The 24,007-nt window shown below is 58.6% G+C and carries 18 protein-coding genes and 2 pseudogenes; 15 read left to right on the top strand and 5 right to left on the bottom strand.

Annotated features, from left to right (window positions below):
• Positions 1-15: 15 nt before the first annotated feature.
• The 3 genes and pseudogenes from EHF33_RS15455 to EHF33_RS15445 form a co-directional block, all read right to left on the bottom strand.
• Positions 16-585 (bottom strand): hypothetical protein, encoded by a 570-nt coding sequence (locus tag EHF33_RS15455; protein WP_124873778.1) that lies wholly within the window; start codon positions 583-585, stop codon positions 16-18.
• Positions 586-1,010: 425 nt separating this feature from the next.
• Positions 1,011-1,598, bottom strand: a pseudogene (locus tag EHF33_RS15450) (IS6 family transposase); the annotation flags it as partial.
• Between the two features lie 286 nt (positions 1,599-1,884).
• Positions 1,885-3,117 carry an MFS transporter gene (locus EHF33_RS15445; RefSeq protein WP_124873774.1) on the bottom strand — a complete coding sequence of 411 codons (1,233 nt, stop codon included), beginning with the start codon at positions 3,115-3,117 and terminating at the stop codon, positions 1,885-1,887.
• 73 nt (positions 3,118-3,190) lie between these two features.
• Between EHF33_RS15445 and EHF33_RS15440 the strand changes: the two genes are divergently transcribed.
• Entirely contained in the window at positions 3,191-3,817 is a 627-nt protein-coding gene (locus tag EHF33_RS15440) for a helix-turn-helix domain-containing protein (RefSeq protein ID WP_124873772.1), read from the top strand.
• A gap of 425 nt (positions 3,818-4,242) precedes the next feature.
• Here the strand turns inward: EHF33_RS15440 and EHF33_RS15435 are convergent, their stop codons facing one another.
• Positions 4,243-5,262, bottom strand: a complete 1,020-nt coding sequence (locus EHF33_RS15435) for a sugar-binding transcriptional regulator (RefSeq protein WP_124873770.1) — start codon at positions 5,260-5,262, stop codon at positions 4,243-4,245.
• Positions 5,263-5,742: 480 nt separating this feature from the next.
• Between EHF33_RS15435 and EHF33_RS15430 the strand changes: the two genes are divergently transcribed.
• The 11 genes from EHF33_RS15430 to EHF33_RS15385 all read left to right on the top strand — a co-directional run bounded on the left by EHF33_RS15430 (position 5,743) and on the right by EHF33_RS15385 (position 15,740).
• The gene (locus EHF33_RS15430) at positions 5,743-6,804 is read left to right on the top strand and encodes an ABC transporter substrate-binding protein (RefSeq protein ID WP_124873768.1); all 1,062 of its coding nucleotides are present in this window, start codon (positions 5,743-5,745) and stop codon (positions 6,802-6,804) included.
• Between the two features lie 84 nt (positions 6,805-6,888).
• Positions 6,889-7,707, top strand: coding sequence for an ATP-binding cassette domain-containing protein (locus tag EHF33_RS15425; protein WP_124873766.1), 819 nt, complete (start codon positions 6,889-6,891; stop codon positions 7,705-7,707).
• Positions 7,704-8,960 (top strand): sugar ABC transporter permease, encoded by a 1,257-nt coding sequence (locus EHF33_RS15420; protein ID WP_124873764.1) that lies wholly within the window; start codon positions 7,704-7,706, stop codon positions 8,958-8,960. The genes EHF33_RS15425 and EHF33_RS15420 overlap by 4 nt, the downstream gene beginning before the upstream one ends.
• Positions 8,961-8,986: 26 nt before the next feature.
• Complete coding sequence (locus tag EHF33_RS15415; RefSeq protein WP_124873762.1) at positions 8,987-9,715, top strand: SDR family oxidoreductase; 729 nt, start codon at positions 8,987-8,989, stop codon at positions 9,713-9,715.
• Between the two features lie 485 nt (positions 9,716-10,200).
• Positions 10,201-11,274, top strand: a complete 1,074-nt coding sequence (locus tag EHF33_RS15410) for a zinc-dependent alcohol dehydrogenase (protein WP_164473558.1) — start codon at positions 10,201-10,203, stop codon at positions 11,272-11,274.
• A gap of 223 nt (positions 11,275-11,497) precedes the next feature.
• Complete coding sequence (locus EHF33_RS15405) at positions 11,498-13,012, top strand: FGGY-family carbohydrate kinase (RefSeq protein WP_124873758.1); 1,515 nt, start codon at positions 11,498-11,500, stop codon at positions 13,010-13,012.
• Positions 13,013-13,330: 318 nt separating this feature from the next.
• Positions 13,331-13,486 (top strand): hypothetical protein, encoded by a 156-nt coding sequence (locus tag EHF33_RS21190; RefSeq protein WP_164473557.1) that lies wholly within the window; start codon positions 13,331-13,333, stop codon positions 13,484-13,486.
• 98 nt (positions 13,487-13,584) lie between these two features.
• Positions 13,585-14,124: a redoxin domain-containing protein gene (locus tag EHF33_RS15400; RefSeq protein WP_124873756.1), complete on the top strand. Its 540-nt coding sequence runs from the start codon at positions 13,585-13,587 to the stop codon at positions 14,122-14,124.
• On the top strand, positions 14,121-14,558 hold the full coding sequence (locus EHF33_RS15395; RefSeq protein ID WP_124873754.1) for a hypothetical protein: 438 nt from the start codon (positions 14,121-14,123) through the stop codon (positions 14,556-14,558). Before EHF33_RS15400 ends, EHF33_RS15395 begins: the two co-directional genes overlap by 4 nt.
• A gap of 35 nt (positions 14,559-14,593) precedes the next feature.
• A complete protein-coding gene (locus EHF33_RS15390; RefSeq protein ID WP_124873752.1) occupies positions 14,594-15,001 on the top strand; it encodes a thioredoxin family protein in 408 nt (135 codons plus the stop codon).
• A 1-nt stretch (position 15,002) separates the two neighbouring features.
• Entirely contained in the window at positions 15,003-15,740 is a 738-nt protein-coding gene (locus tag EHF33_RS15385; RefSeq protein ID WP_124873750.1) for a cytochrome c biogenesis CcdA family protein, read from the top strand.
• Between the two features lie 117 nt (positions 15,741-15,857).
• On the opposite strand, the pseudogene EHF33_RS15380 reads toward EHF33_RS15385, so the two are convergent.
• Positions 15,858-16,572, bottom strand: a pseudogene (locus EHF33_RS15380) (IS6 family transposase).
• 176 nt (positions 16,573-16,748) lie between these two features.
• Between EHF33_RS15380 and EHF33_RS15375 the strand changes: the two are divergent.
• From EHF33_RS15375 to EHF33_RS15365, 3 genes are all read left to right on the top strand, one after another.
• The gene (locus tag EHF33_RS15375; protein ID WP_124873748.1) at positions 16,749-19,886 is read left to right on the top strand and encodes a hypothetical protein; all 3,138 of its coding nucleotides are present in this window, start codon (positions 16,749-16,751) and stop codon (positions 19,884-19,886) included.
• A 626-nt stretch (positions 19,887-20,512) separates the two neighbouring features.
• Positions 20,513-21,067 carry a cupin domain-containing protein gene (locus tag EHF33_RS15370; protein WP_124873746.1) on the top strand — a complete coding sequence of 185 codons (555 nt, stop codon included), beginning with the start codon at positions 20,513-20,515 and terminating at the stop codon, positions 21,065-21,067.
• A 90-nt stretch (positions 21,068-21,157) separates the two neighbouring features.
• A complete protein-coding gene (locus tag EHF33_RS15365) occupies positions 21,158-23,416 on the top strand; it encodes a hypothetical protein (protein ID WP_164473556.1) in 2,259 nt (752 codons plus the stop codon).
• Positions 23,417-24,007: the final 591 nt, after the last annotated feature.

Raw genomic sequence — 24,007 nt, 5'->3', positions numbered from 1 at the left:
ACCACGCTGAGGTCCTCACCTCAAGGCCAACTGTGCCTTCATGGCCGCCGCCGCCGCCCGCCTCAACGTCGCCAGTTGCGGCCCACTCGCCCCCCACTCCGGATCAACACTACGGCGATTGGCGTCTTGTGCCAACACCAACGCATACCCAGCCGGAATGACCTGCTGCGACGCCGCCCGCAGCACCCGACTGGTCAACGTCCGCGTCTGCTGACGTGCCACACTGTCCACAACGGTCTGCACTTTACCCTCAAACCAGAACGCAACGGCAAACACTGGGGCCTCCTGATCGACGCTACTCATGGTCAACACCGCCACCCCCGGACTCTGCACCGACGAAACCGCCGGACGCGGCGGTGAGATGGCATACCGGGCTTCACGGGCCAAGGTATCCGCACGGGCATGCTCAGCGGTACTGTTCCTGAGCACCTGCACCACAATCACCTTGGGGTACATCACGCACAGCACCGCCCGCAACTCTTCCACCTGGGCATCCACCACGACGGTCTTGAGAAACCACCCTACCGGAAGGTACGGCAACGCCGCCATCACTGCCGTTACCTCTTGAAAGCCGCTCCGCGGCATCCCACCACTCACTTCCAGCCGCGTTCCATCGTCAGCCAAGAATACTGCACCGTAAGCAGCATCCAATCCAGACGCGCTCGCGTCAACGGTTAAAGTCGCCTGAATCATCTCCAAGACAGTAGCAGAGGCGTAAGGGGACAACTTCATGAGCCGGTTCTCCGTCAGACGTTCCTTTTTCTGTGAGAGTCGCAGTTGGTACTGAGCGCTAATCTGGTCGACGGCATTTTAAGTTTGGCGAGAAGCAGTGATGACCCGATGATTATTCAGTTGGCGTTAACGGCGGTGCAGGGGTTCTGGCAAGTTGTTGTCGGTAAGGAAGAATGAGGAGCACCAGCAGCAGGTGATTTGAGATTCAGGCCACCTGCACGACGGCTCTCCAGCCTTGCAGGGCAAGGATCAACTCGTATCGGCGGTCAGTGGCAAATAGAGCGGACGGTACCGTGCGAATTGGTGATTCTGGCGTGTAGATCGAGAAAACCTTGCGCCCTTTTGACTTGCTGGAAGCCCAGTTGGCTCCGTTCCTGACGTCGTGTAGGCCGATGAGATTGTTCAATCAAGTTGTTGCACCGGGCGGTTGAGATGACCTGCCGGTGATCAACATCGTTCAGTAACGGAAACTCACGGATAGCCGCTCCGTCGCTTGCCAATTTGTCGGTGACAACTGTTTCTAAAACGTCATATTCATTTAGCAGACGTCGGAAAAATGACGTCGCCACTGAGGTATAGCGCTGCCGTTGGAGAAGCACATCAAGCACCGCACCGTGGTCGTCGGCAGCCCCCCACAGACAATGGGTCACCCCACCGACGACCACGTGCATCTCGTCCAGATGCTACAAGGAACCCCGGCGGGGTTCCTTGTAGCATAAATTCTGGGCGAATTCACTGCTGAAATTGATGCACCAGGTGCGGATCGACTCGCGAGACACCTCAATGCCCCGTCCGAAGAGCAGTTCCTCCACGTCTCGGTGACTCAGTGCATAGTGATGGTAGAGCCAGACGGCATGACCGATGATCGAAAGCGGGAATCAATATGCTGGGAGCTTCTGGTCGATCAGCACGGCCTCACCCTACGCCAACAACTTGCCAAAACCGTTTGGTATGCCCTCGCTGGGCGTGCTAGGGACGCTGCGCTGCTTCAGTTCACATAAGCTACTAAGTTGATCTGGAAGTAATAACAAATCATAAGGACTCCGGTTGAACAGTTTTGCAATATATGCGAAACCCGACCAAGGGGAGAAGGAAAAGTACGGATTTCAGAATGGTGCCGTCACAAAAGCTAACACCATTCTGGAATCCGTATCAGCCCACATGAACGCCCCGGGGTTCGGTGATCAGGTTCGGACTCTTGCGCTCGGACAGCGCCACGACTGCCCACGCCACCGTCATTAGCAGGGTTACGCTGCCTGCCACTGTGAAGAACAGGGCTGCCGGGTAATGATCGACTATAGGCGAAAGAGCAAGCAGCGTTAAAGGCATCCCCAGCGTGGAAACGGTGCCCAGTACACTGAAGGTGCGGCCTAGAAAAGCGGACGGAACCATCTGCTGCATCAGTGTAATGATGGGCGTGTTGGTGGCAGCGATGGCAACGCCCATCAGCGCAGCTACGCCTAGCAGGCTCGGAGGTGTGACGAAACGGGTTAGCAAGAACAGTGAAGCGCCCAGCAAGGCCAGCCCCAGCGCGACCGTGCGCCGTAGCGGCAGCCGCGAGCCGATCAGCGCCAGCAGTGTGGAAGCGGCCAGCATCCCGGCGCTCTCAGCAGCAAGATACTGCCCGTAACCTTCCGCTCCAGCGCCCCCGAGTAGCAGTTTGGGCAGCAGCACCTGCACCGGCGCGAGGCTGGCATTTAGTAGCAGCGCGATAAACGGAAGGAACACCAGAACCCGTGAGCGGCGCATCAGCCGCAGGCCGCTGGCAACGCTGCTCAGCAGGGATTCGGGCTGTTCGGTTTTCAACTCGCGCTTAGGCAGTTGAACCAGCAGCAGCAGCGCCCCCATTACCAGAAAACTCACGCCGTCCAGCACGATGGCGAGGGCAGGTGAGGAAGCTGTGACCAGATACCCGCCCACCAGCGTTCCCAGCAACCATGCACCCTGATTGACGCCGCCGATCAAGCCATTGGCCCGCGCCAGCTCCTTTTCTGACACCAGTGCGGGAACGGCAGCGCTACTGGCCGGTTCCGCAAAGATACCCGCCAGCCCGGTCAGCACGGCCGCTCCATTGACCAGCCACAGCGGCACTTCACCCCAGGCCAGCGCCAGCCCACCCACCGTCAGTTGCAGGAGGCCGCGCGCCACGTCCGCGCTGATTAGCGGCACTTTCAGATTCATGCGGTCAATGAGCGCCCCGGCGAGGGGCATCAATATATTAGGGGCCAGCGCACAGGCCAGGGTCAGCGCCATCTGGCCCGCCGAGCCAGTCTGGTGCAGCACCAGAAAACTCAGGGCGATGCTTGCCAGTGCCGATCCCAGCTGGCTCTGAGCCGTGCCGAGCAGCCAGATCATAAATGAGCGGTTCCAGAGATGGGGAGTCATTCAAAAAGTGTGTGCCAAGCCAACTCCAGATGGAATGCGATTTTTAAACAAGCGTTGGCTTAATCTCTACTGCATGGATGATGTGCGGACAGCCAACGCGGAACAGGCGGCCCTGCTGCTGGATATCAAACTGCGTCCACTCCTAGACTTCTTGATGCGTTCGGAATGTAGCGCATCGGAGGCAGCGGCGCATTTGAGCGTCAGTCTTCAGCGCGCCCATTACCTGCTAGGTAAGCTTGTACAAGCACAAATGGCTGTGGTCGAGCGACAAAATGCCAGTGCGGGCCGGGCCATCAAACGCTACAGTATGCCGGGGCGGTGGTTCATTCCCTACGAGGTCACGGGCGCGGAAACCCTCGAAGCTTTTGCCTCCGCCCAACTCATACCCCGGATCGAAATCCTGATCGGCCATAGTGTCCGCGTTTTGCGTGAACGTTCACCGCACTGGGGCTTCTGGTTGGAGAGCAGCGCTGGGAGCGTCAACTTTTTGATCGGCACTCAGCATGGTCCGGCCAACGAGCTGTTCTTGGGCGACGAGCCGTTCCTTTTGAACATCGGTCGCATCCACTTGAGCCGTGAGAAGGCCAGTGAGCTCAAGCGCCGGCTCTTAGCCGTGCTGGAAGATTTTGAAACTGAAGATACTCCTAGCGCTCCCGAATACACGACTGCGTTGATGTTCGTACGCGGCGCGGTGAATTGAGAGTTGGTCAGAAAGTCACTTCCTTCCAAGCTGTAACATCGTAAATGCCGAGGCTGGCGCTCGCGACAGATCAGGTTTCTCAAGTGCAGCGGCATTTCAGCGGTAATAAATGCAATGCGGCTCGACAGGTGGAGGCCGACCACATCAGTCTCCACTTCACGTCGCTCTACCACGACTTGGAGTTCTGCGGAAGATAGGCTAGCTGAGCACGTCGTCAAGTGTCTGCAGTTTCTCAGGGAGCGCATCCGACACGCTGCACCGCTGCACGGAAATGCCTGAAGAAACGCAAAACTGGGTCACCCTCAGTAGGGCGCACCAATTTTGATACTGGTGACGAAGTCAAAATCGCGCCTCTTCATCGGTAGAGGAGAATGGTAGACTTGCTACGCTGCCTGACCGTGTGCAATGGCCAAAGTCGAGCTTAGTTAGCTCACCCCGCTCACAATCGTCTGGCGTCCCAAGCTAATGGCCTCATCCATTTGTAGCAGGGTCGTAGCGTTTGAAACACTGGTCGCCAGTGTGTTGATTGCCCCAGTTCTAAGCGCTCCCAGAATAGCTGTTATCTTGGACGGCTCGCTCGCCATAGCGATCACATTTGGAATGCGTTTGAGATCACTCACGCTTAGGCCCACCACCCGGCCCTGAATCTGGGTGGCGGCGCTGCGGCCATGAATATCCAGAAAGTCGTAGCCCATCAAATCGCCCACCGTGCCGATGCGTTTGGCCTCAGCCAATTCGCTCGGCGAGAACCAGCCCATACGCACCATGTTGCTATCCGCCGACAGATCGCCCACCCCGACCAGTGCCAGATCAGCGCGGCGGGCCTTATCTAAGGTCTGACGCACAGTGAGATTCTCGGTGAGTTGCCGAACAATCTCAGGATTGCCCACCAGCGCGGGCGCATATAGGGTTTCGCTCTCACCGCCAAACTGTGCGGCCAGGCGGCGGCAGATATGGTCGGGGTTCATGGCCTCGCCGCCCAGGTACGAGCCGCCGATGGCGCAGACAAACGTGCAGCTTCTGGACGCAGTAGAAATAGCGTGGTCTGAGACCGCGTTGATGTTGCGGCCCATGCCCACTGCCACGATCATGCCGTCTTGCAGGGTCTTGTCAAGGTAGCCCGCCACTAAGCTTGCCAGCATCCCGCGCTGCTTGTCGGGGTCGGTATGGTCGGGCGTCAGGATGGCCCGCATAATGCCGAAGCGCTGTACCAAGGCGTGCTGGAGGTCATCACTCTGTTTGGGACTCTGGCGCACCCGGATTTCGACGATGCCCTCTTCCTGCGCCCGACGCAACATCCGCCCGATAGTAGCCCGCGACACCTCGAAGCGCTTAGATAGCTCCTCTTGGGTGAGGCCGTCAATGTAATACAGGGTGGCTAAATTGGTCAGCTCATCAGTGTTGTAGCGGTCGGGAGCGGCAGAGTGATGTGGAGTGAGCGACATGGGACTCCTGGGTAAAGAGGGAATGAAATTCGGAGAGAGTTTTCAGGGCCAAATGAACTAGACAACGCGAATGAGGTCAGGCATGCCGGAGCCTCAAACGGGCAAATTTGAGCATTTGTTCCAAGTATTTTCTCAGGTCGTGAGCAAAAGATCAAAGAACCTGCTTTATTAATGACTCACCACTCTTCGGAAGTCAAGAGGTGAGGCCTAGCCGCTTGATGATTATTCCCCTGAAAGTGCGGCCGCTCGGCACTTTTGCCTTTTATATTCGGAGATTTGGCAAAGCCTCGCGCAGACAAAACGCCTGATAAGGGCGACCGGGTTGACAGGGCAATTCGACCATGATTAACTATTGCTCAGCCAAAGCTCAAATGCTCAAGACTTCTGCGAGAATCACCTGTGCCGTTTCAGACGGCTCTGGCTCTCTTGCATGCTTTGGAAACTGCTCCCCGCACACCGTTTTTGTTCTGGAGGAATCCTATGAAACGTCCCTTTGCTCTTTCTGCCGCTTTGCTGAGTGCCTTTCTTGGCGCACAGGCCAACGCTCAAACCTTGAGCAATACGACTGTCGCGTTCCTCATGCCAGATCAGGCTTCCACGCGCTATGAGCAGCACGACTATCCGGGCTTTCTCGCTCAAATGAAAAAGCTGTGTCCGACCTGCAAGGTAATCTATTTGAACGCCGATGGAGACGCCACCAAACAGCAGCAGCAGTTCAATTCCGCGATCTCTCAGGGCGCAAAGGCAATCGTCTTGGACGCGGTCGATACAGCGGCGGCAGCTTCTCTGGTCAAGCGGGCCCAAGGGCAAGGCGTCAAAGTGATCGCGTATGACCGTCCCATTCCGAACGCGAAAGCCGATTACTACGTCTCCTTTGACAATGAAGCGATTGGCAGGCTGATCGCAACGTCCCTCGTCGACCACCTCAAGAAGATGAATATGCCGAGCGGGAGTGGCGTTTTAGAAATCAACGGTTCGCCAACGGACGCTGCCGCTGGCCTGATCAAGAAGGGCGTTCATGCGGGCCTCGCGTCCGGAGGCTACAAGCCCCTTGCCGAATACGACACCCCAGAGTGGGCACCGAGTAAGGCTCAGCAGTGGGCAAGCGGCCAGATCACGCGCTTTGGCAAGAAGATTGTTGGCGTCGTCGCCGCCAATGACGGCACGGCAGGCGGCGCGGTCGCGGCGTTCAGCGCGGCGGGCGTCAATCCGGTTCCGCCGGTCACCGGCAACGACGCGACGATTGCGGGGTTGCAGTACATCGTCGCGGGCCTTCAGTACAATACGATCTTAAAACCAAGTGAGATCGTGGCAGGCGCTGCCGCAGACGTGGCCGTAGCGCTCCTCAAAGGTGAGAAGCCGAAGGCCGATAAGACGCTCTTCAATACACCTTCTAAACTTTTCGTACCGACATTGATCACCGCCGAGAATCTCAAGGCTGAGGTCATTGATAAGAAACTCAACGGTCAGCCGATTATCGCTACCGCCGTGCTTTGCAAGGGTTACGAAGACGCTTGCAAGAAGCTTGGCATCAACCCGTAAACGTTGCGCAAGGGTCGTCCGCCTGACAGGTGGACGACCCTTGCTGCAAACCTCTTCCAATCAGCAAGGGGAAGGCCAGATGAAATGAGTGATTTTCCAGAAAATGCAGTCCCTCGCGGAGAGCCGGTGCTCAGCCTGCGCGGCATCTCCAAGCATTTCGGTGCCGTCTCGGCGCTCAGCGATATCGAATTTGACGTTCATGCCGGTGAAGTTGTTGCGCTTGTCGGTGACAACGGTGCTGGCAAGTCGACACTGGTCAAGGTTCTTGCTGGCGTCCATCAGCCGAGCGCAGGAGAGATTTTTTTTGCTGGTAAACCAGTAAAGCTCGTCGATCCGTCGACGGCCCTCAATCTTGGCATTGCGACGGTCTTCCAAGACTTGGCCCTGTGCGAAAATCTCGATGTCGTCGCCAACATCTTCCTGGGGCGCGAGCAAGGACCTTGGCATCTCGACGAAGTGGGGATGGAAATTCGCGCTTGGACGCTCCTCAACGAACTCTCGGCCCGCATTCCAAGCGTGCGGGAACCGATCGCCTCACTTTCAGGCGGCCAGCGCCAGACCGTCGCCATCGCCAGATCGCTGCTGCTCAAGCCAAAACTGATCATGCTTGATGAGCCGACGGCGGCCCTCGGCGTCGCGCAGACGGCGGAGGTGCTCGACCTCATCGAGCGGGTGCGTGCGCGTGGCCTCGGCGTGCTGATGATTAGCCACAACATGGAAGATGTTCGTGCCGTCGCCGACCGAATCGTGGTGCTCCGGCTCGGGCGCAACAACGGCATCCTCACGCCCGACGCTTCGAACGAAGAACTGGTCAGCGCCATCACCGGCGCATCTGAAAACTCCGTCACTCGGCGTGCCGGGCGTCGTGCCCAGCTCGAACATTCAAATGAGGCAAGGTCATGAGTCAGCCGCAAGACGGTTCTTCCGACACTCCACTGCTCGACCGCGCCGACGTCCGTGTCAAGCACGCGACCGGCATCGGCGGCGCAATCGAAGCCTTCATCACCCGGGTCAAATCGGGCGATCTCGGCTTCCTGCCTGTGATTGTGGGCCTCATCATCATCTGCACCGTCTTCCAAATCCTCAACCCGGTTTTCTTGTCGAGCAGTAACCTCGCCAATCTGTTGTTCGATTCCTCGACAATCGGCGTGATTTCGCTCGGTATCGTCTGTGTGCTGATGGTGGCGCAGATCGATCTGTCGGTCGGCTCGGTCAGCGGCTTCGCCTCAGCGCTCGTTGGCACCTTGTGGGTGAATCAGGGCTGGCCCGTGCTGTTGGCTATTGTCGCCGCGCTCGTCATTGGTGCGCTTATCGGCGCAGCCTACGCTTTCCTTTTCAATTGGCTCGGTATGCCGAGTTTCGTGTCGACTCTTTCAGGGCTGCTTGCCTTTCTCGGGCTGCAACTTTATATCCTGCGCTCGACGGGTTCGATTAACTTGCCTTTCGGCTCGCCGCTGGTTTCATTCGGGCAGCTCCTGACGGTGCCGAACTGGTTGGCTTACGCGCTCGTCGCTTTAGCTGCAGTGGGTGTCTTCGCGGCAGACTACCGAACGGAGCAGCGCCGTAAAGTGTCTGGTCTGTCGACGCAACCAGTGGTCGCCACCGCGACTAAAGCGTTGGCAATTTTCATCGGCTTGGAATTCGTCGTCTTTTATCTCAACAAGACGCGCGGTGTGCCGTGGATATTTGCGTTGTTTGTCGGCCTGGTTGTCGCGATGAATTACGCTTTGAAGCAGACGCAGTGGGGGCGTTCGCTGACCGCTGTTGGCGGCAATCCCGAAGCGGCGAGGCGTTCGGGCATCAATGTGCGCCGCATTTACATGAGCGCTTTCATGATCTGTTCGACGCTGGCGGCCCTTGGCGGCATACTGGCGGCGTCGCGGCTGGCTTCGGCGAGCCAACAGGCCGGAACCGGCGACGTCAACCTCAATGCCATTGCTGCGGCGGTGATTGGCGGCACCAGTCTGTTCGGTGGGCGCGGCAGCGCTTATTCGGCCCTGCTCGGGATCATCGTCATCCAAGCGATCTCCAGCGGCCTGACGCTGCTCGACCTGTCATCGTCGATTCGGTACATGATCACCGGCGCGGTTTTGGCGGTTGCCGTCATTGTCGATTCCTTGTCACGGCGCTCGCGTATGTCCAGTGGCCGCGCTTGACCTGCACTTCTGGGAGATGGTTATAAATGGAACAAAGACTTGCGGGCAAGGTGGCGGCAGTGACGGGTGCCGCCTCTGGGATCGGACTCGAATGCGCCAGACACATGGTCGCTGCGGGTGCTAAGGTCGTCTTGATAGACAGAGCGGAAGAAGCGCTTACTGAGCAGTGTGCCGAGATCGGCTCTAACGCCATCCCGCTTGTCATCGATCTGCTCGACAAGGCAAGTGTCGCAACCATGTTGCCGCAGATTCTAGAGGCGGCGGGCCAACTCGACATCTTTCACGCCAACGCCGGTTCCTACGTTGGAGGTGAGGTCGCTACCGGTGATCCCGACGCTTGGGACCGGATGCTCAACCTGAACGTCAACGCCACTTTCCGTACTATTCAAGCTGTGCTGCCTCATATGATCGAACGAAAGAGTGGCGATATCATCGTGACGAGTTCAGTCGCTGGCGTGGTACCGGTCGTGGTGGAGCCAATTTACACGGCGTCCAAATATGCCGTGCAGGCTTTTGTCCATACTGTACGCAGACAGGTCGCCAAGCATGGTCTGCGCGTCGGTGCCGTTTTGCCGGGGCCGGTCGTAACGGCGCTCATCAATGACTGGCCTCAGTCCAAACGCGATGAAGCTCTGGCGGACGGTAGCCTGATGGAAGCCAAGGAAGTCGCTGAGGCCGTCATGTTCATGCTGACACGGCCACGCAATATCACGGTCCGTGACCTTGTCATCGTTCCCCAGAGTCTTGATTTATAACCTGTGGGGGTTCTGGCGGTTCTGTCAAGTTAAGTGTTTAGGTACAACAACGTTTATCTTTAGGTAAACCGAGCGGAGCGGGCAGGCCCGATAGGTGCGGGCAGGCCCATGATGTGAGTCTGTTCTGCTCAAGAAGCCGCTTTGGAGGAGTGGCGTGCCCAGGCGCGTCCATTCCCGACGATGCCCAAGACGCGGAATTCCGAAACGGCAGTCTGGTTGTACTTAGTGACTCATACCACTCTACTTTTGTAATCCTAATAACGAATATCCGGTAGGTGATATTGTTTAAAACGTAATATTTGAGATGTCTGAGAACGGGTTGCTTGCACTAGGCCTCGAACTCAGGAGTATCTGGACTCACGCTCCATATGACGCTCAGTTAACCTGACAGAACCGTTTCAATAGATACCTTTTCTCTTTCAATGCCAGCTCAATACTCTCCTGTCTCTTTTCAAGTTAGGTGCCGTCCTTAAAGGGGAATGCCAGTGACGATCACTGATCCGCAACAACCCGCCGCTTCTGTTTCATGCATGATGCCCGCTGCGATCATGCGCGGCGCTCATCACATCGAGTTCGGGCAGATCGCTAGGCCCGTAGCCCAGCCCGGCGAGGTGCTTATCCGGGTACAGGCCAACAGCGTTTGCGGCTCGGACTTGCACTACTGGCATGAAGGCAAAATCGGCTCGGCGGTGGTGAGTGAGGCGTTCACCCCTGGTCACGAATTCGCGGGCGTGGTGGCCGAAGGCACTGGGGAGCCGTATGGTTTGGCTGACGGGACACTGGTTGCCGTCGATCCGGCCCAGCCGTGCGGTCACTGCTTCTGGTGTCACGAGGGCAACCACCATCTGTGCCCCAACATGATTTTTGTCGGCGGTCCGCCCTATCCGGGGGCGATGGCGCAGTACATCGCCGTGCCGTTCGGCACGGTATACCCGGTGCCGTCAACCTTCACGGCGGCTCAGGCAGCTTTGCTCGAACCGCTGGGCGTGGCCATGCACGCGCTCGACCTGGCCAAGCTGCGTCCCGGCAGCCACCTGGCCATTCTCGGAGCCGGAACCATCGGTCTGTATATTCAGATGCTGGCCCGCATCAGCGGCGCACTGACCATTGCCGTGATCGACCCGCTGGACTACCGCCGTGATAAGGCCCTCGAACTCGGCGCGACTTCGGTGTTTGCCGACGTGCCCAGTTACCTCGCCTCAGTCAAGGACACGCCCACACGCGGAGCTGACGTGGTGATCGAGGCCACCACCAGTCCCCTGGGGCCGCGCCACGCCACCGAGGCGGCCCGGATCGGCGGTAAGGTGGTGCTGGTGGGCATTCCTGATGGCGACGAGTTTACCTTGACGGGTTCACAGGTGCGGCGCAAAGGACTGACCATTAAACTCTCGCGGCGGATGGGCGACATCTATCCACGGGCTATTGAATATGTCCAGAGTGGGCGGATTGACGTGAACGCCATCGTGACCCATACCCTGCCGCTCTCGCAGGTCAGGGACGCCTTTGAAATGCTAGCTGATTATAAGGATGAAGTGATTAAAGTCGTGCTGCAACCATGAGTGGGTCACAAAACGTGGTGACAGTCGCCCGGGTATCCTTGGCAGCCAGAGATTCCCGCTTAAGTTCATCTCGCCCAGCAGGTGAAGTATTGCAATTCGGTAGACAAGTCCTTGATCTGAAACGGCTGCATTGCCGACATGCCGCTGGAACGCCTCCACCTTGTAGGAGTAGTACAGTGACTATGTTGAAACCATACAAAATTCAGCTTCATAAGAGCAACTTATGAAGTCAAGCGAGTCGGCGGATCTGCTGCTGGGCATCGATGTTGGCACTTACAGCAGTAAAGGCGTCCTCACAGACCTGGCTGGCACGGTCTTACGCTCAAAGGTGATTCCGCATGGGGTCTCATTTCCCCGCCCTGGATTTGTAGAGCAAGACGCAGACGGTATATGGTGGCGTGATGTTGTGCAGCTCATCCAAGCTTTGATTGAGGGCGAAGATGCTGCCCGCATCGCTGGAGTGGCGCTGAGCGCTATCGGACCTTGTCTGCTGGCGCTCGATGAGCACGGTGCCCCGCTACGCCCCGGAATTCTTTACGGCGTTGATACCCGTGCTCAAGCCCAGATGGCAGCACTCAATGATGAACTCGGTGAGTCTACTGTCTTCACACACAGCCGAATGGCGTTCACGAGTCAGGCAATTGGCCCGAAGATTCGTTGGCTGCGCGAAAATGAGCCTGAGGTTTGGGCTAAGGCGCACACGCTGACTACCGCTAGCAGCTATCTCTGTTACCGCCTGAGCGGCCAGTGGGTGATCAATCATCACGAAGCCAGCCACTTCATGCCGCTGTATGATCCCCAAACGCTGACCTGGTCTGGGCGCTTCGCAGGCGCGGTTCTTGGCGATAAGGAGCTGAGCGTACTGCCCCGTCTGGGTTGGAGTGATGAGTTGGCCGGATTCGTGAGCCTTCAGGCAGCGGCAGAAACGGGCTTACGCGAAGGCACGCCTATCGCAGTTGGTGCAGTGGACGCGCTCAGCGAAGCGCTGAGTGTTGGAGTCGTGAACCCGGGCGATCTGATGATCATGTACGGCTCAACCACTTTTTTCATTTTGGTGGAAGCCGCCCCAAGACCTGATCCCCGTGTCTGGACAGTGAACGGGGCTTACGCTGGACAGTTCAACTTGGCCGCAGGCATGGCGACCAGTGGCAGCTTGACTCGCTGGTTTGCCGATGAACTGGCCCGGGACTTATCTGAAGAGGACGCTTACAATCAGCTCTTCGCAGCGGCTGACAATGTACCGCCCGGTGCGAATGGAGTGCTGCTGCTGCCCTACTTCAGTGGTGAGCGTACGCCCATCAACGATCCGCAGGCGCGGGGGGTGATGGCGGGCCTCAGTCTCTCTACCACCCGCGATGACCTCTTTCGCGCCACGCTCGAGGGCGTCGGCTATGGGATCCGGCACAACATCGAAACCTTCCGCAATCTGGGGACACAGGTAAAGCGAATCGTGGCCGTTGGCGGCGGAGCCAAGACCGCAACCTGGCTTCAGATTGTTACTGACATCTGCGGCGCGGTGCAAGAAGTGCCCGCGCTGACTATCGGGGCCAGTTACGGCAATGCCTTTTTAGCCGGTCTGGCAGCAGGCAAATTGAAACGCGAGGACTTGCAGATCTGGGTCAAGCCGGGCCTCATCATCGAGCCGAACACTTCAAATCAGGTGGTTTATGAGCGTAATTTTGAACTGTTCAAGCGGCTGTATACCCAGACAAAGGACGTGGTGCACCAACTCGGTTGACCTCAAGGCTTGAGACTGCGCCCTTCAGTATGGCTTGAGAGAAACTGAAGGTGACCCAGTTTTGCGGTTCTTGATTCCGTACGGCATGTCAGGTGTGGCTTGAGCCGGGCAGTCAGCGCCTATGCTGCGCCTCATCGCCGAGGTCGCTGAACAGGCTCAGGTCGTGGCCATGCCGCTGATGCTCGAAACACTATAGCTGGGCGCGGCACTGCTTGAACCCGAGCATGACGAAGTGACCATTCATGGAGCGCGGGCAGTGTCAGAGATGGTCGCGGACATCTTTAAGATTTCTGCCGTCCCACTGTGTTTCTGGGCGGTGTGAAACAGGCCGGTTCTGCCACACTGTTTGAGCGCATCTGGGTGGGCACCGCTATGGGAGCACGCGGCGTCGTGGTGGGACGTAACGTCTGGCAAAGCCCCAAGATGCTGGAGATGATCGGATCGCTGCGTCAGGCTCTGGGTCAAGCAGGCTAATTTCAAAATCAGTCCTGTTGGAGGGCCTCGACTTCCGGCTGCCTGGCTCTTTGAACTCTTAACCGTCCGCCTGCGTACCTCTTACCAGGAGGACTTCCATGCCGATTCGTCAGTTTCTCATGGCCCCACTGCTCGGGGCGCTGCTGCTGGGCAGTTTTGGCAGCGCCTTAAAGACCGGGCAAACGCCCCCCAAACTTCAAGGTGGTCCCTGGCTCAACACTCCCACGCCTGAGGGCTACAGCTTGGAGAGCCTGCGCGGCAAAGTCGTGCTGGTCAATTTCTGGGTGTATTCGTGCATCAATTGCCACAACAGCCTCCCCACACTCAGCAACTGGTACAGCAAATACCACGATCAGGGACTGGAAATCATCGGTGTTCACACTCCCGAATTCGAGTCCGACAAGCCGCTCGAAAATGTCAGGGCGGCGTTGCTTCAAGACAAGGTGGTGTGGCCGGTTCTCCAAGACAATGCTCTGAGTAACTGGCAGGCCTGGAAGAACCAGTACTGGCCCGCCTTTTATTTTATTGACCGCAAGGGGACGGTGCGGGCGATTCACAACGGCGAAATTTCCAGCCGTTTTCCCGGCGCGATCCCAGGTTTAGAGGCGACGCTCAAGACGCTATTGGCCGAGAAATGAAGATGGCGCGGGCGGTCTGGAGTGTGGGGCTGCTGGCGCTGGGTGTGGGACTGGCCCAGTCGCCTCCTGCTCATGCACCGACTTTCCTGCAAGTCAGTTTCAAAGCGGTGCCCGGTGTGGCCTACAACCGCCTGGGTGATTCCACGCTCAGTGTCACCAGTGCTGGGCAGACCCAGATGCTCAAGCCCGTTCAGCTGCTCAAGCTCAGTGGCGTCCTCGATCCTAAAGATGACGACTACTGGACGGCGCTCCTGCCTGTAAAGCTGAATCTGGCTTTGTTGCCGGGCCGCCAAGTGCTTGTGCTCAGTACCCGCCTGTTCGTCTGCGACAAAACGCAGGGGCTGTGCAGCATTCAAGTGGCAAAACAGCGCCTCGAAGTTCAATCGGGCCGTCTCAATCAAGTGACGCTAGCCGCGCCCGTTTTTCGCCCTTGAAGTCCTCACTTCTCAGTCTCTTGGAGGAAACCACCATGAAGAAATTAACCGTAAATTGGCTGTCTGCCGCCACTCTTCTCGCTCTTACTCCCGCTGCTCTGGCTGCTGAAGCGCCCAAAGTTGGCGTTTATGAATCATACAGCCAGGTTGCCTTCGACGCGGCTAAAGATCAGCAGCGGGTCTTGTTCTTCGCCGCTTCTTGGTGCCCCAATTGCCGGGCCGCCGACGCTGACATCATGGCCAAGCTCAGCCAGATTCCGGCTAAAGTGGTGATTTTCAAGACCGATTACGATAAGGAACTCGCGCTCAAAAAGAAATACGGTATCACTGCTCAGCACACTTTCGTTCTGGTGGACGCCGACGGCAAGGCGCTTAAGAAATGGGCCGGCGGCGGCTTGAAGCAGATCATTTCCAAAACAGAACAGACCGCGCCCGCTCAGTGAAATGCTGCTGCTGCTGATCGCCTTTCTGGGCGGCGTGTTGACGGTGGCCTCGCCCTGCGTGCTGCCGGTCTTGCCGGTGCTGCTGTCCGGCACGGTGGGTGGCCGGGCTAGACCCGCCGGAATCATCGCTGGATTTATCAGCAGTTTCGTGCTGCTGACCCTATTTTTGTCGGCCATCGTCGCCGCGCTGGGCATCAGCGCCGACTGGCTGCGCTGGGGTACAATTGGTTTGCTGTTTTTCTTTGGTCTGACCCTGGCGGTGCCGAGCTGGCAGCGACGTTTCGAGGGATTGGCTGCCCGCGCCGTCCCGCAGAAAATTGGAGGCCAGCCCGACGGCTTTGTCGGCGGCGTGCTGGTGGGTTTGACCCTCGGCTTGGTTTGGACGCCCTGCGTCGGCCCGATCCTGGCGAGCGTAACGACCCTGGCACTCAGCGGCAGCGTCACGGCCTTTGCGGCGGCGGTCACGCTGGCCTACGCGCTGGGCGTGGCTGTGCCGATGCTGACGATCATGCGCGGCGGGCGGGCGCTCCTTCACCGTGTCCCGGCGCTGATGCACAACCTTTCTGGCTTGCAGCGGGCTTTCGGGGTGGTGTTGGCCCTGTTCGCGGTGGGCATGGCCTTCGGATTGGACCGCGCCGCCCAGACCTTCATCGTTGACCGGGTGCCGTACGTTCAGAAGCTGACCTTTCTTGAAGACTCTGATAGCGTGCAGCAGCAGGTGGACAGGTCGTTGCAGTGAAGCTGAGTGGTGTATGAGGGGCTCTGGATATTGGAGGGAGGAGGAGGCTCGGGCGAGAATGGTTCTGGCAAGTTGTTGCAGGTAAGGCTCAGCCGAGGAACACCAGCAGCAGGTGGCCTAAACTTCAGGCCACTGCTGCACGACGGCCTCCCATCTTCGTAGTGCGGCTCTCAGGAGAGAGCGTCGGTCGTGAGCGGGTATGGTCGAGCGGGCAGAGCCGTAGAGATTGGTAATTCTCGCGTGCAGATCGAGAAAACCTTGCGCACGTTTGAACTGTCGAAATCCCAGTTGGCTCCGTTCCTGACGGCGTGTAGGCCGATGAGATTGTTCAACCAGATTGTTGCACCGGGCGGTTGAGATCACCTGCTGGTGATCGACATCGCCCAGTATCGGAAGTTCGCGGATGGCCGCCCCATAACTTGCGAGCTTGTCGGTACAGACTGCTTCCGGGACGTCATATTCACCCAGCAGACGTTGGAAAAATGATGTCGCTGCTGAGGTGTCTCGGTGCCGTTGAAGGAACACGTCGAGCACAGCTCCGTGTTCGTCAATCGCTCGCCACAACCAGTGGGTTACCCCGCCCACGACCACATGCATTTCATCCACATTCCACCGGGAACCCCGGCGGGGTTCCCGGTGGCGTAAGTTCTGGGCGAACTCACCACTAAAATTAATGCACCAGGTGCGGATGGATTCGCGGGCCACTTCGATGCCTCGCGAACAGTAACCCCTCGACGTCCCGGTAACTCAGGCCATAACGGTGGTAAAGCCAGACAGCATGACCGATCACAGAAAGCGGGAATCGGTACCCTGGAAGCCTCTGATCAGTCAGCACGGCTTCAGCCTACGCCAACAACTTGCCACAACCCAACTGACCCGGCCTGCAAGTTACATTAGGATTTCCTTTCGATCAAAACGCTAGGATCAAGGTGAAAAATGAGTTGGTCGGTCAAGGCCCGCAGTGATAAGGACATCTTCTTTCGGTTAATGCGCCTTAGAATGTTGGCGATGCCCACACTGTCTCGCCCAGAAATTGAGCGCGACCTGTACAACAGGTTGCGCAGTGTCGCGCTCAGGCAGCGCGGCGCAGCATTAGCGCTGTGGGGTGAAGCTGGGATCGGGAAAAGTTACTTGGTGCAGGCGGCGTTACGTCAAACAGTGAGCCGCACGTTCACATTTCGTGTTTCGACACCACTGCCCACCATACTCAGCCATTTACCCCGACCAAGGAAGCTCTCGGTCTGGGTTGAGACGCATCTTGAACAGCTCCAAACGGGTGAATTGCTGGAACCTCAGCGAACAGCCAAAACGCTCGCCGCCCTCCTGTCAGGCCTCGCACCAGTGATTCTCCACCTTGAAGATCTGCACGAGGCGGGCGCTGACCGCTTGGCTTTCTGTACGGAGCTGGCCAAAGCGGTTCAGCGGCGCAGGGGCACCGGCCTGATGATCACCAGTCGTTTTTCGCCGCCAGATACCTTTGAAGCCTACCGACTCGGCCCCTTGGAACCGCCCGAGTTCAGAACGATGCTGGAGAAGATCAGCGACCTGAAGCTGCCTATCGACGCGCTGGACTGGGTCAGTTTGAGAGCGGGAGGCAATCCGCTGTTTGGCTTGGAGTCTCTCCGTTCGCTGACGCGTCAGGGTCACCTCTGGAATGATGGGCAGCAATGGCACTGGCGCGAGCCACCAGCAGGCTGGCTGCCCGTAACCGTGGAAGCCCTGCTGGAAGAGGCCATGCATGTGGCGCGGGGGGTGCCACTGGCTGACACGATGCTCAACACCGCCGCCCTCCTACCACCAGGTCTGGACAACGGGCTCCAGGCCGAAGTGGCGGGCCTCTCGCTGGCGCAGTGGCGCGAGGGGCAGGCCACCCTTGAACAACTTGGCACCTGGCATGACGGTGAGTTCAGTCATCCGCTGTTGCGAGAGGTGGCCGCTCGTGGCCTGTCCGAGCAGCAGCGCCAGCGGCTTTCCCGCCGCGCCCTGGACACCTTACAGGAGCGCGATCCGGCAGCGGCAGCGGCTTTTGTAGCAGATGCTGGCCTTGAACCACAAGACGCCCTGACGCTTCTGATAGCAGCGTCGCACCGGGCACGGAAAGCTGGAAACGATGTTCAGTCCGCTCGCTGGCTGGCTGCCGCTGCTGCCTATGCCGCAGGCGAGCAGCAAGCTGAACTGCTGCTGACCGCCTCCAGGGGGCTAAGCCGCGCCGATCTGGAGCAGGCTGCCCGACTGGCCGAGCAAGCCAGCCTCTCCCCGCGATACGGTTCAGAAGCCCGGCGACTGTGGGCCGAACTCTTGGCGACCCAGGGACAGCTGGGTGAGGCTGAACGGGTACTCCCAGCGGTGCTGACGGATGGTGATGAGGCCGCACACCTGGGGCAGAGGCTGATCCTGCGGATGCTGGCCCGCGATGTGGCGGGGGCGCTGTCCTTTTGGAATGAGCAGCCGGTGTTGGCACAAAGCTGTGAGGCGGCGGTGCTGATCGCGGGCGGCAGGGCGCTCACCAGCACCATGCACCTGAAAGAGGCCTCGGAAGTGCTGAACCGCGCCTCCTCCCTGCCGAATCTGAGTGCCGCCGATCAGCTCATGATAGAGACCCAGGCCGCCACGATCCTCTTGCAGCGTGGAGAGGCCAAGCCAGCCGCCGAACGCCTGGGAGAACTGGTACCCAAACTCCTGGCAATCGGCGATATATACGGCGCAGCGAGAGCGAGGCACAATCAGGCGGTGGCCAGCGAGCGTCTCAGCCAACTGCGCGAGGCGGCAGAGCTGGGATTGCAGGCGGCCACGCTCTACGCCGCCGCCGGAGATCAGCGCGGCTACGCCACAGTTCGTGCGGCGGTCGCCTGGGACTACTGGCATCTAGGCGAGTACCAGGAAGCTGAGGCGCTGCTGCAAGAATCGCGCGAACTGTTACAGGCGTCGGAGCCGACAAATCTGCTGGTCGAGTGCGAGGGCATTCTGAGCCTGCTGTACCTGGACTGGTCGCCGCCGCTGGCCGCCGAGCTGAGCAGTTTTCATGCCCAGAAGGCCCTGAGTGTCGCACGCCAGATCAGTGACCCGGTACAGATTGTGGCGGCGCTTTACGATCTGGGGATGGCAAGACTGCGCCAGGGACGGCCCGCTGAAGCTCTGGCAATGTCTGAGGAGATGAATCACCTATGCGGCGTTCACGGACTTGAAGGTCTGACCGTAGATACGCTGTGCTGCCGGGCACTGGCGCTGGAGGGATTGGGCCAGATCGCCGAGGCCCTGAAATTGTTGCGACAGGCAGAGGTGGACAACGAGGGCCGTTCAGTGATGTTCACCAAGAAGATCGGCATTGAGGTGGCGCGGCTCTCGTGCGATAGCCAGAAAGCCCACGACCTCCTGGATTGGTTTTCGGAGCGCGGCATGCAAAACGGCGTCAACGTGATTCGCCGCCATTTCCCTAATTTAGATGCAAATCAAGCAGATTTGGTTTCCACCTCACCGCAAGAGCCTGCGCTCCCCGCCCTCTTTGTGCTGGGGAAAATGCGCTTGGAACAAGCTGGCGTTATCCTGCCGCTTCGCGGCGCCTTACGCCGGGGTCTGCTGGCGCTGCTGCTGGCCGCCCGTTTGTCTGGCCACCGCGAAGTGTCCAGATCCGATTTGCTGGACTCACTTTATCCACAGCTGGATGAAGTTCAGGCCAGCGCCGCATTACGCGACCTGGTCTATGAGGTAAGAAAGCAGTGCGGCGTATCTGCGCTGCTGACCACAGAAGATGGCTACGCTTTGGGCAAGGTGGTCAGTGATGCTGAGCAGTTTTTAGAGACGGCTGACACCCGGCTGTGGCACGGCGCACTGTTTGAAGACGTCAACACACAAGGGCCTTTTGAAGCGCTGCGGGAGACCATGAGCGCTGCCCTGCGCACCCGCGCAGCAGGATTACTAGAGCGCGATCCTGCTGAGGCGGCCCGCCTGGGCCGGTTACTGCTCGGCAGCGAGCCTTATGACTTGGACCATCTGCGTCTGACGCTGCATGCCCTGCGGGCTGCATCTAATCACAAGAGCCTGAGCCGTGAGTACGCCGCAGCCCGCGCCCGCTTTCTGGAAATCGGAGAGCGGTTGCCGGAGCGCTGGACTGAATTTCTGGCGTTGCCCATCGGCACCACGGCCTGATCCTCTGATTGGCGTCTGACTGACCTTGCTGCACCCTGAGTGACAAAGGAGGTCAGACGTGGGCAAACTGCCCCCATCAGCGCGTCGTCTCGTCAGCGGCGACCAGCATTACCGCCTGTGCCCGCGTTGTGGACGGTCGATCCTGGCTACGTCACCGGAACGGTATTGCATCCATGACGGCACCTGGCTGCTCTGTCATTGCCCGTTGTGTGGTGCGGCGATCACCCACCCCGCTACCCGTTTTTGCGCAGGCTGCGGACTTGAACTCAGTGACCTGGAAAGCGGAGCGGCACCGTGAGCGCCGTCAGTTCTGCCCGCTGCCGTTTCACCTTATGAGCGACCTAACAAAAGGAGGAAGGCTACCGTCCATAGGCAAAGTTAGCCCGGCATTCGAACCCCTCACTCCGGCAGGTATGTGCGTCCCTGCTGTTTCCATACGGTGATATTGGAAGAGCAACCACAAATGATCCACGCCCCCGTCGGGTCGGATCAGGATCATCAGCAGGACGCCATGAACTCCAGTTAATCTCCGCACCTACTCACCCCACCTAGGAAGGCGTGGTCAGGACAAGATCACCAGGACAAGAAGAAAGATCCCAGTATTTCCAGCGTATTCAAGGAGTCGTATGCCCCATCAGCACACAGAGCACCATCCCGTCCCTGCTTTTTCCCGCCGCGAACTGATGCAGCGGGCTGCCGTTTTGGGTCTCGTCAGTTTGCCTCTGCTGCGGGGCGCGGCCCTGGCCCAGTCAACTCCTCCAGCGGCGACCCCGTCAGTCCCCTTACCCGCCACTAGAACGGCCAGCGACTACAAGTTGAGTCTGGCGGGCCTGCCTGCCGTTGCCATCCCCACAGACGTGAGTGCCCGCAAGGGCAACAAGGCGGCCTGGCCACTGCTGACGGGCGTGTCCATCGCCCAGGTGGAAATTCCGGAAGGTACATGGCGAGCGCCGCACTATCACACCAACACTTCCGAATTGGCGGTGATCGTGCAGGGAAGCGCCAAGGCCGGACTGCAAACCCCAGGCCAGGAGTGGATGGAACTGGAGATGGGGGCGGGCGACTGCGTTTATTTCCCATTGGGTTGGCCGCACTGGCTCAGAAACACCGGAAGCAGCGTGCTACACACCTACTTCAATTACGGCCACGAACAACCCGCCACCGTTGAAGTTCCAGGCTGAGAAAAAGACGTAGGTACGTCAGGTCAGGCGTCGGTACAACCCTCAGGCTCGCGTGGACAGGATGAGCGACGCTCTGTTCCTCTCACTTTCATGACAAGGATTGCCATGCACAGAATTTCCCTGATTCCGCTCCTCGCCTTCATGCTGTTCGCCTGCGGACAGCAGACGACTATACCTGCGCCGTCCAACGACGGTACCACCACGCCGCCTGAACAGTCCGCTCAGAATGACGTCATCATTCCCGACACCACCAAGGTGGCTGATGCGGCCACCCGTGCTGCGCTGACCACTTACGATTCGGCGACAGGCACGATGCGTTTTAGTCAGAACAGCGCCGCCCTTCAGAACCTCAAAGCTGGCGACGTGCTGGTCTCAGAACCGTCGAACGCCGCGCCATCTGGCTATCTGCGCAAAGTTCAGGCGGTGCGGCAGGAGGGCAGCGAAGTGGTGCTGGATACCACCCAGGCCAGACTCGACGAAGCCATCACCGAGGGCGAGCTGAAGGCCGACTTTCAACTGAGCGGCGACGACCTGCTGCGCACCGAAGGGCTACCTAAGGGCGTCACTGTGACCGCCAATCCAGCGAACAGTTTAAAACCTCAGGCGGGGGTGGGCGAAAATTACAGCTTCAACCTGAATTTTGATAAGACCTTCGTGCCGATCAAAGGCCCAAACGCCACTGGCACCATTAAAGTGAACGGCTCGGTAGCGTTCAACGTTGGCTACGGCGTAGACGTAGGCGTTCACGTCTGGTCCTCCCCGCACCTGACTTTCCAGGCGAGTGTTGGCTTTGCGCAGAGTTCCCATCTGAACATCACCGGCGACTTTCAGGGGGTGGTGGGCGACTCGGTACTGATCGGCACCCAGTATTTCAAGCCCACCAAGCCTTTCTTCGTCGGACCTATTCCGGTCACGTTCGTGCCAAAGGTCGAGTTGTATCTGACGGCGGGCGGTGAGATTACCGCCCACGTGAACTTCGCGGCCAGCGAATCCGTCACTGCTCAAGTCGGAGCACGCTGGACGAGCAGTGACGGCTGGAAGAACATCTCAGGCTTCGGTATCACGGGCAGCCTGCCGCCACCGACCTTCTCTGGAACCTTGAAGCCGCATGTCGGGATGCAGAGCCGGGCCAGCATCACCTTATGGGACATCGCCGGGCCGGAAGCGACACTGGAAGCTGGCGTGAACCTCGACGTGGCCTATCCCCGAAACCCGAACTGGATTGTCAACGGGTTCATGAAAGGTACGCTGGGTTTCCGGGTCAAGCTGCCGCTTCTGGGCACGCTGGCGAGTTACAACGCCACGATCTTTGACATCAGCAAAGAGCTGGGACGCTCAGGAAACACGCCGCCCGTGCTGGCGCTGACCAATCAGCCGCATTCGGTTGATGTGGGGACGCCGCTCAACTTCCGGGCGCTGTGTACCGCAAGCGGCCCGACCTTCGGGAACTTTGAGTTCTATTCCGTCATCGACGCCGAGGACGGCTGCCTGCCGATCATTGTCGTGTCGGACAGGGAGGGGTTGCTGACGCCGGACTACACGTTCACGACGCCTGGGACGCGTACTATTACGGTAGGAACTATCGACAGCCAGGGCGCGACGGCGAAACTGGCCTTCACGCTGAACGTGGTCAGTCCGCCACCGATCTTGACACTCACCTATACAGGCGATCCCCACCAAGGCGATCCATACTCAATGGCCGCTGTAATCAAAGACTCCACTGAACCGGCAGGCGGTGACCTCTGCAAGTTCACAACCTGGAAAGTAGACGCCCCAGATACCGTTGCCTACGCGCCAGGCTGCGTAGTCAGTGTGACGTTCGGAGCGGCGGGCAAGCGACAGGTGCAGGTGAGTACCCACAACAGCTACGGCGCTGTTACGTCTCAGACCGTAACCCTCAACGTATTGCCGCCGCTGATCAATCTAAACCCAGAGATCACTCTTGCTGGCGTCTACAATGGGGAAGATAAATCATTCGGTTTCTGCGCCCCATCTGCTGTCTATGTAAACAACGGGGCCATTATTGACTTGACATTGCGTTCGGGAACATACTGCCCATCTCGCGCTACATCGCCCTATTTCGCTGAAGCTGCTGTACATAATCCGCAGAACGAGGTTCTCAGTTTTGACTGGAAGTTGATCGGGCAATACGACGGAAAAGACACGGTATTTGCGGACTCGAACCAGCAGACCTTCAATCTACATGGCCCTGGCAGCGGCTACAACGCTGGCCCCACCACCACGGCCTGCCGCGTGACCCTCACCGTCGGCGCACCCGACCCCAGCCGCAGCAAGAGCCGGACGGTCTGGATTGGACAGTGTCGATACTACACTTCCAGACTGGCCTAAGCGACCGATTAGCACTCGTTTTACAGGCTTTTATCTTGACTGAGTACAATTATTCTGGCACTCAGTTCGACAGGCCTTCGATTCGCCGAGAGCAGAACTGCTGGGTGGAGTGATCGCAATACGCTTCGCTGATGAAAGCTTTACAAAATCGAATGGGCAAATGACATAATTAGACTGAGTCGAGATAAAAGCCTGTGAGAAGACGTCTCCAAAGTGGCACACTTTCGGTTTGTGATAACGGAAAATGCCTTCGGAGACGTCCCCCAACTTTACCAACCCATCAGACCTTTCCTGAATGATTTGTTCTGGAATGACGTTCGCAATGCAGATACCTGCGCTTAGCTGGTGGCTGGCTGCCTTCGCAACCAGCATTGCTCCTTACCTGACTGGGTGAGTGGATGACGCTCAAAAGCCCGGTACGCTCAAAGCCGTGAGCGTCAGGGACGACGTTTCCTGCAAAATCCTAGAATTGATCCCATTGAGGGGTGGTCCATCCACGCAGATAAGCTGAAGGCGAATCAGCAGGAGGCGGGCAGGCGGGAGTGAGACAGCAGTGGGCATGTGCCTAGGATAGCGGCCCGCGACATCAGC

The organism is Deinococcus psychrotolerans (assembly GCF_003860465.1).
Taxonomy (GTDB): Bacteria; Deinococcota; Deinococci; order Deinococcales; family Deinococcaceae; genus Deinococcus; species Deinococcus psychrotolerans.
The sequence above is the reverse complement of the archived record's forward strand: the minus strand, read 5'-3'. Positions and strand labels throughout refer to the sequence as shown.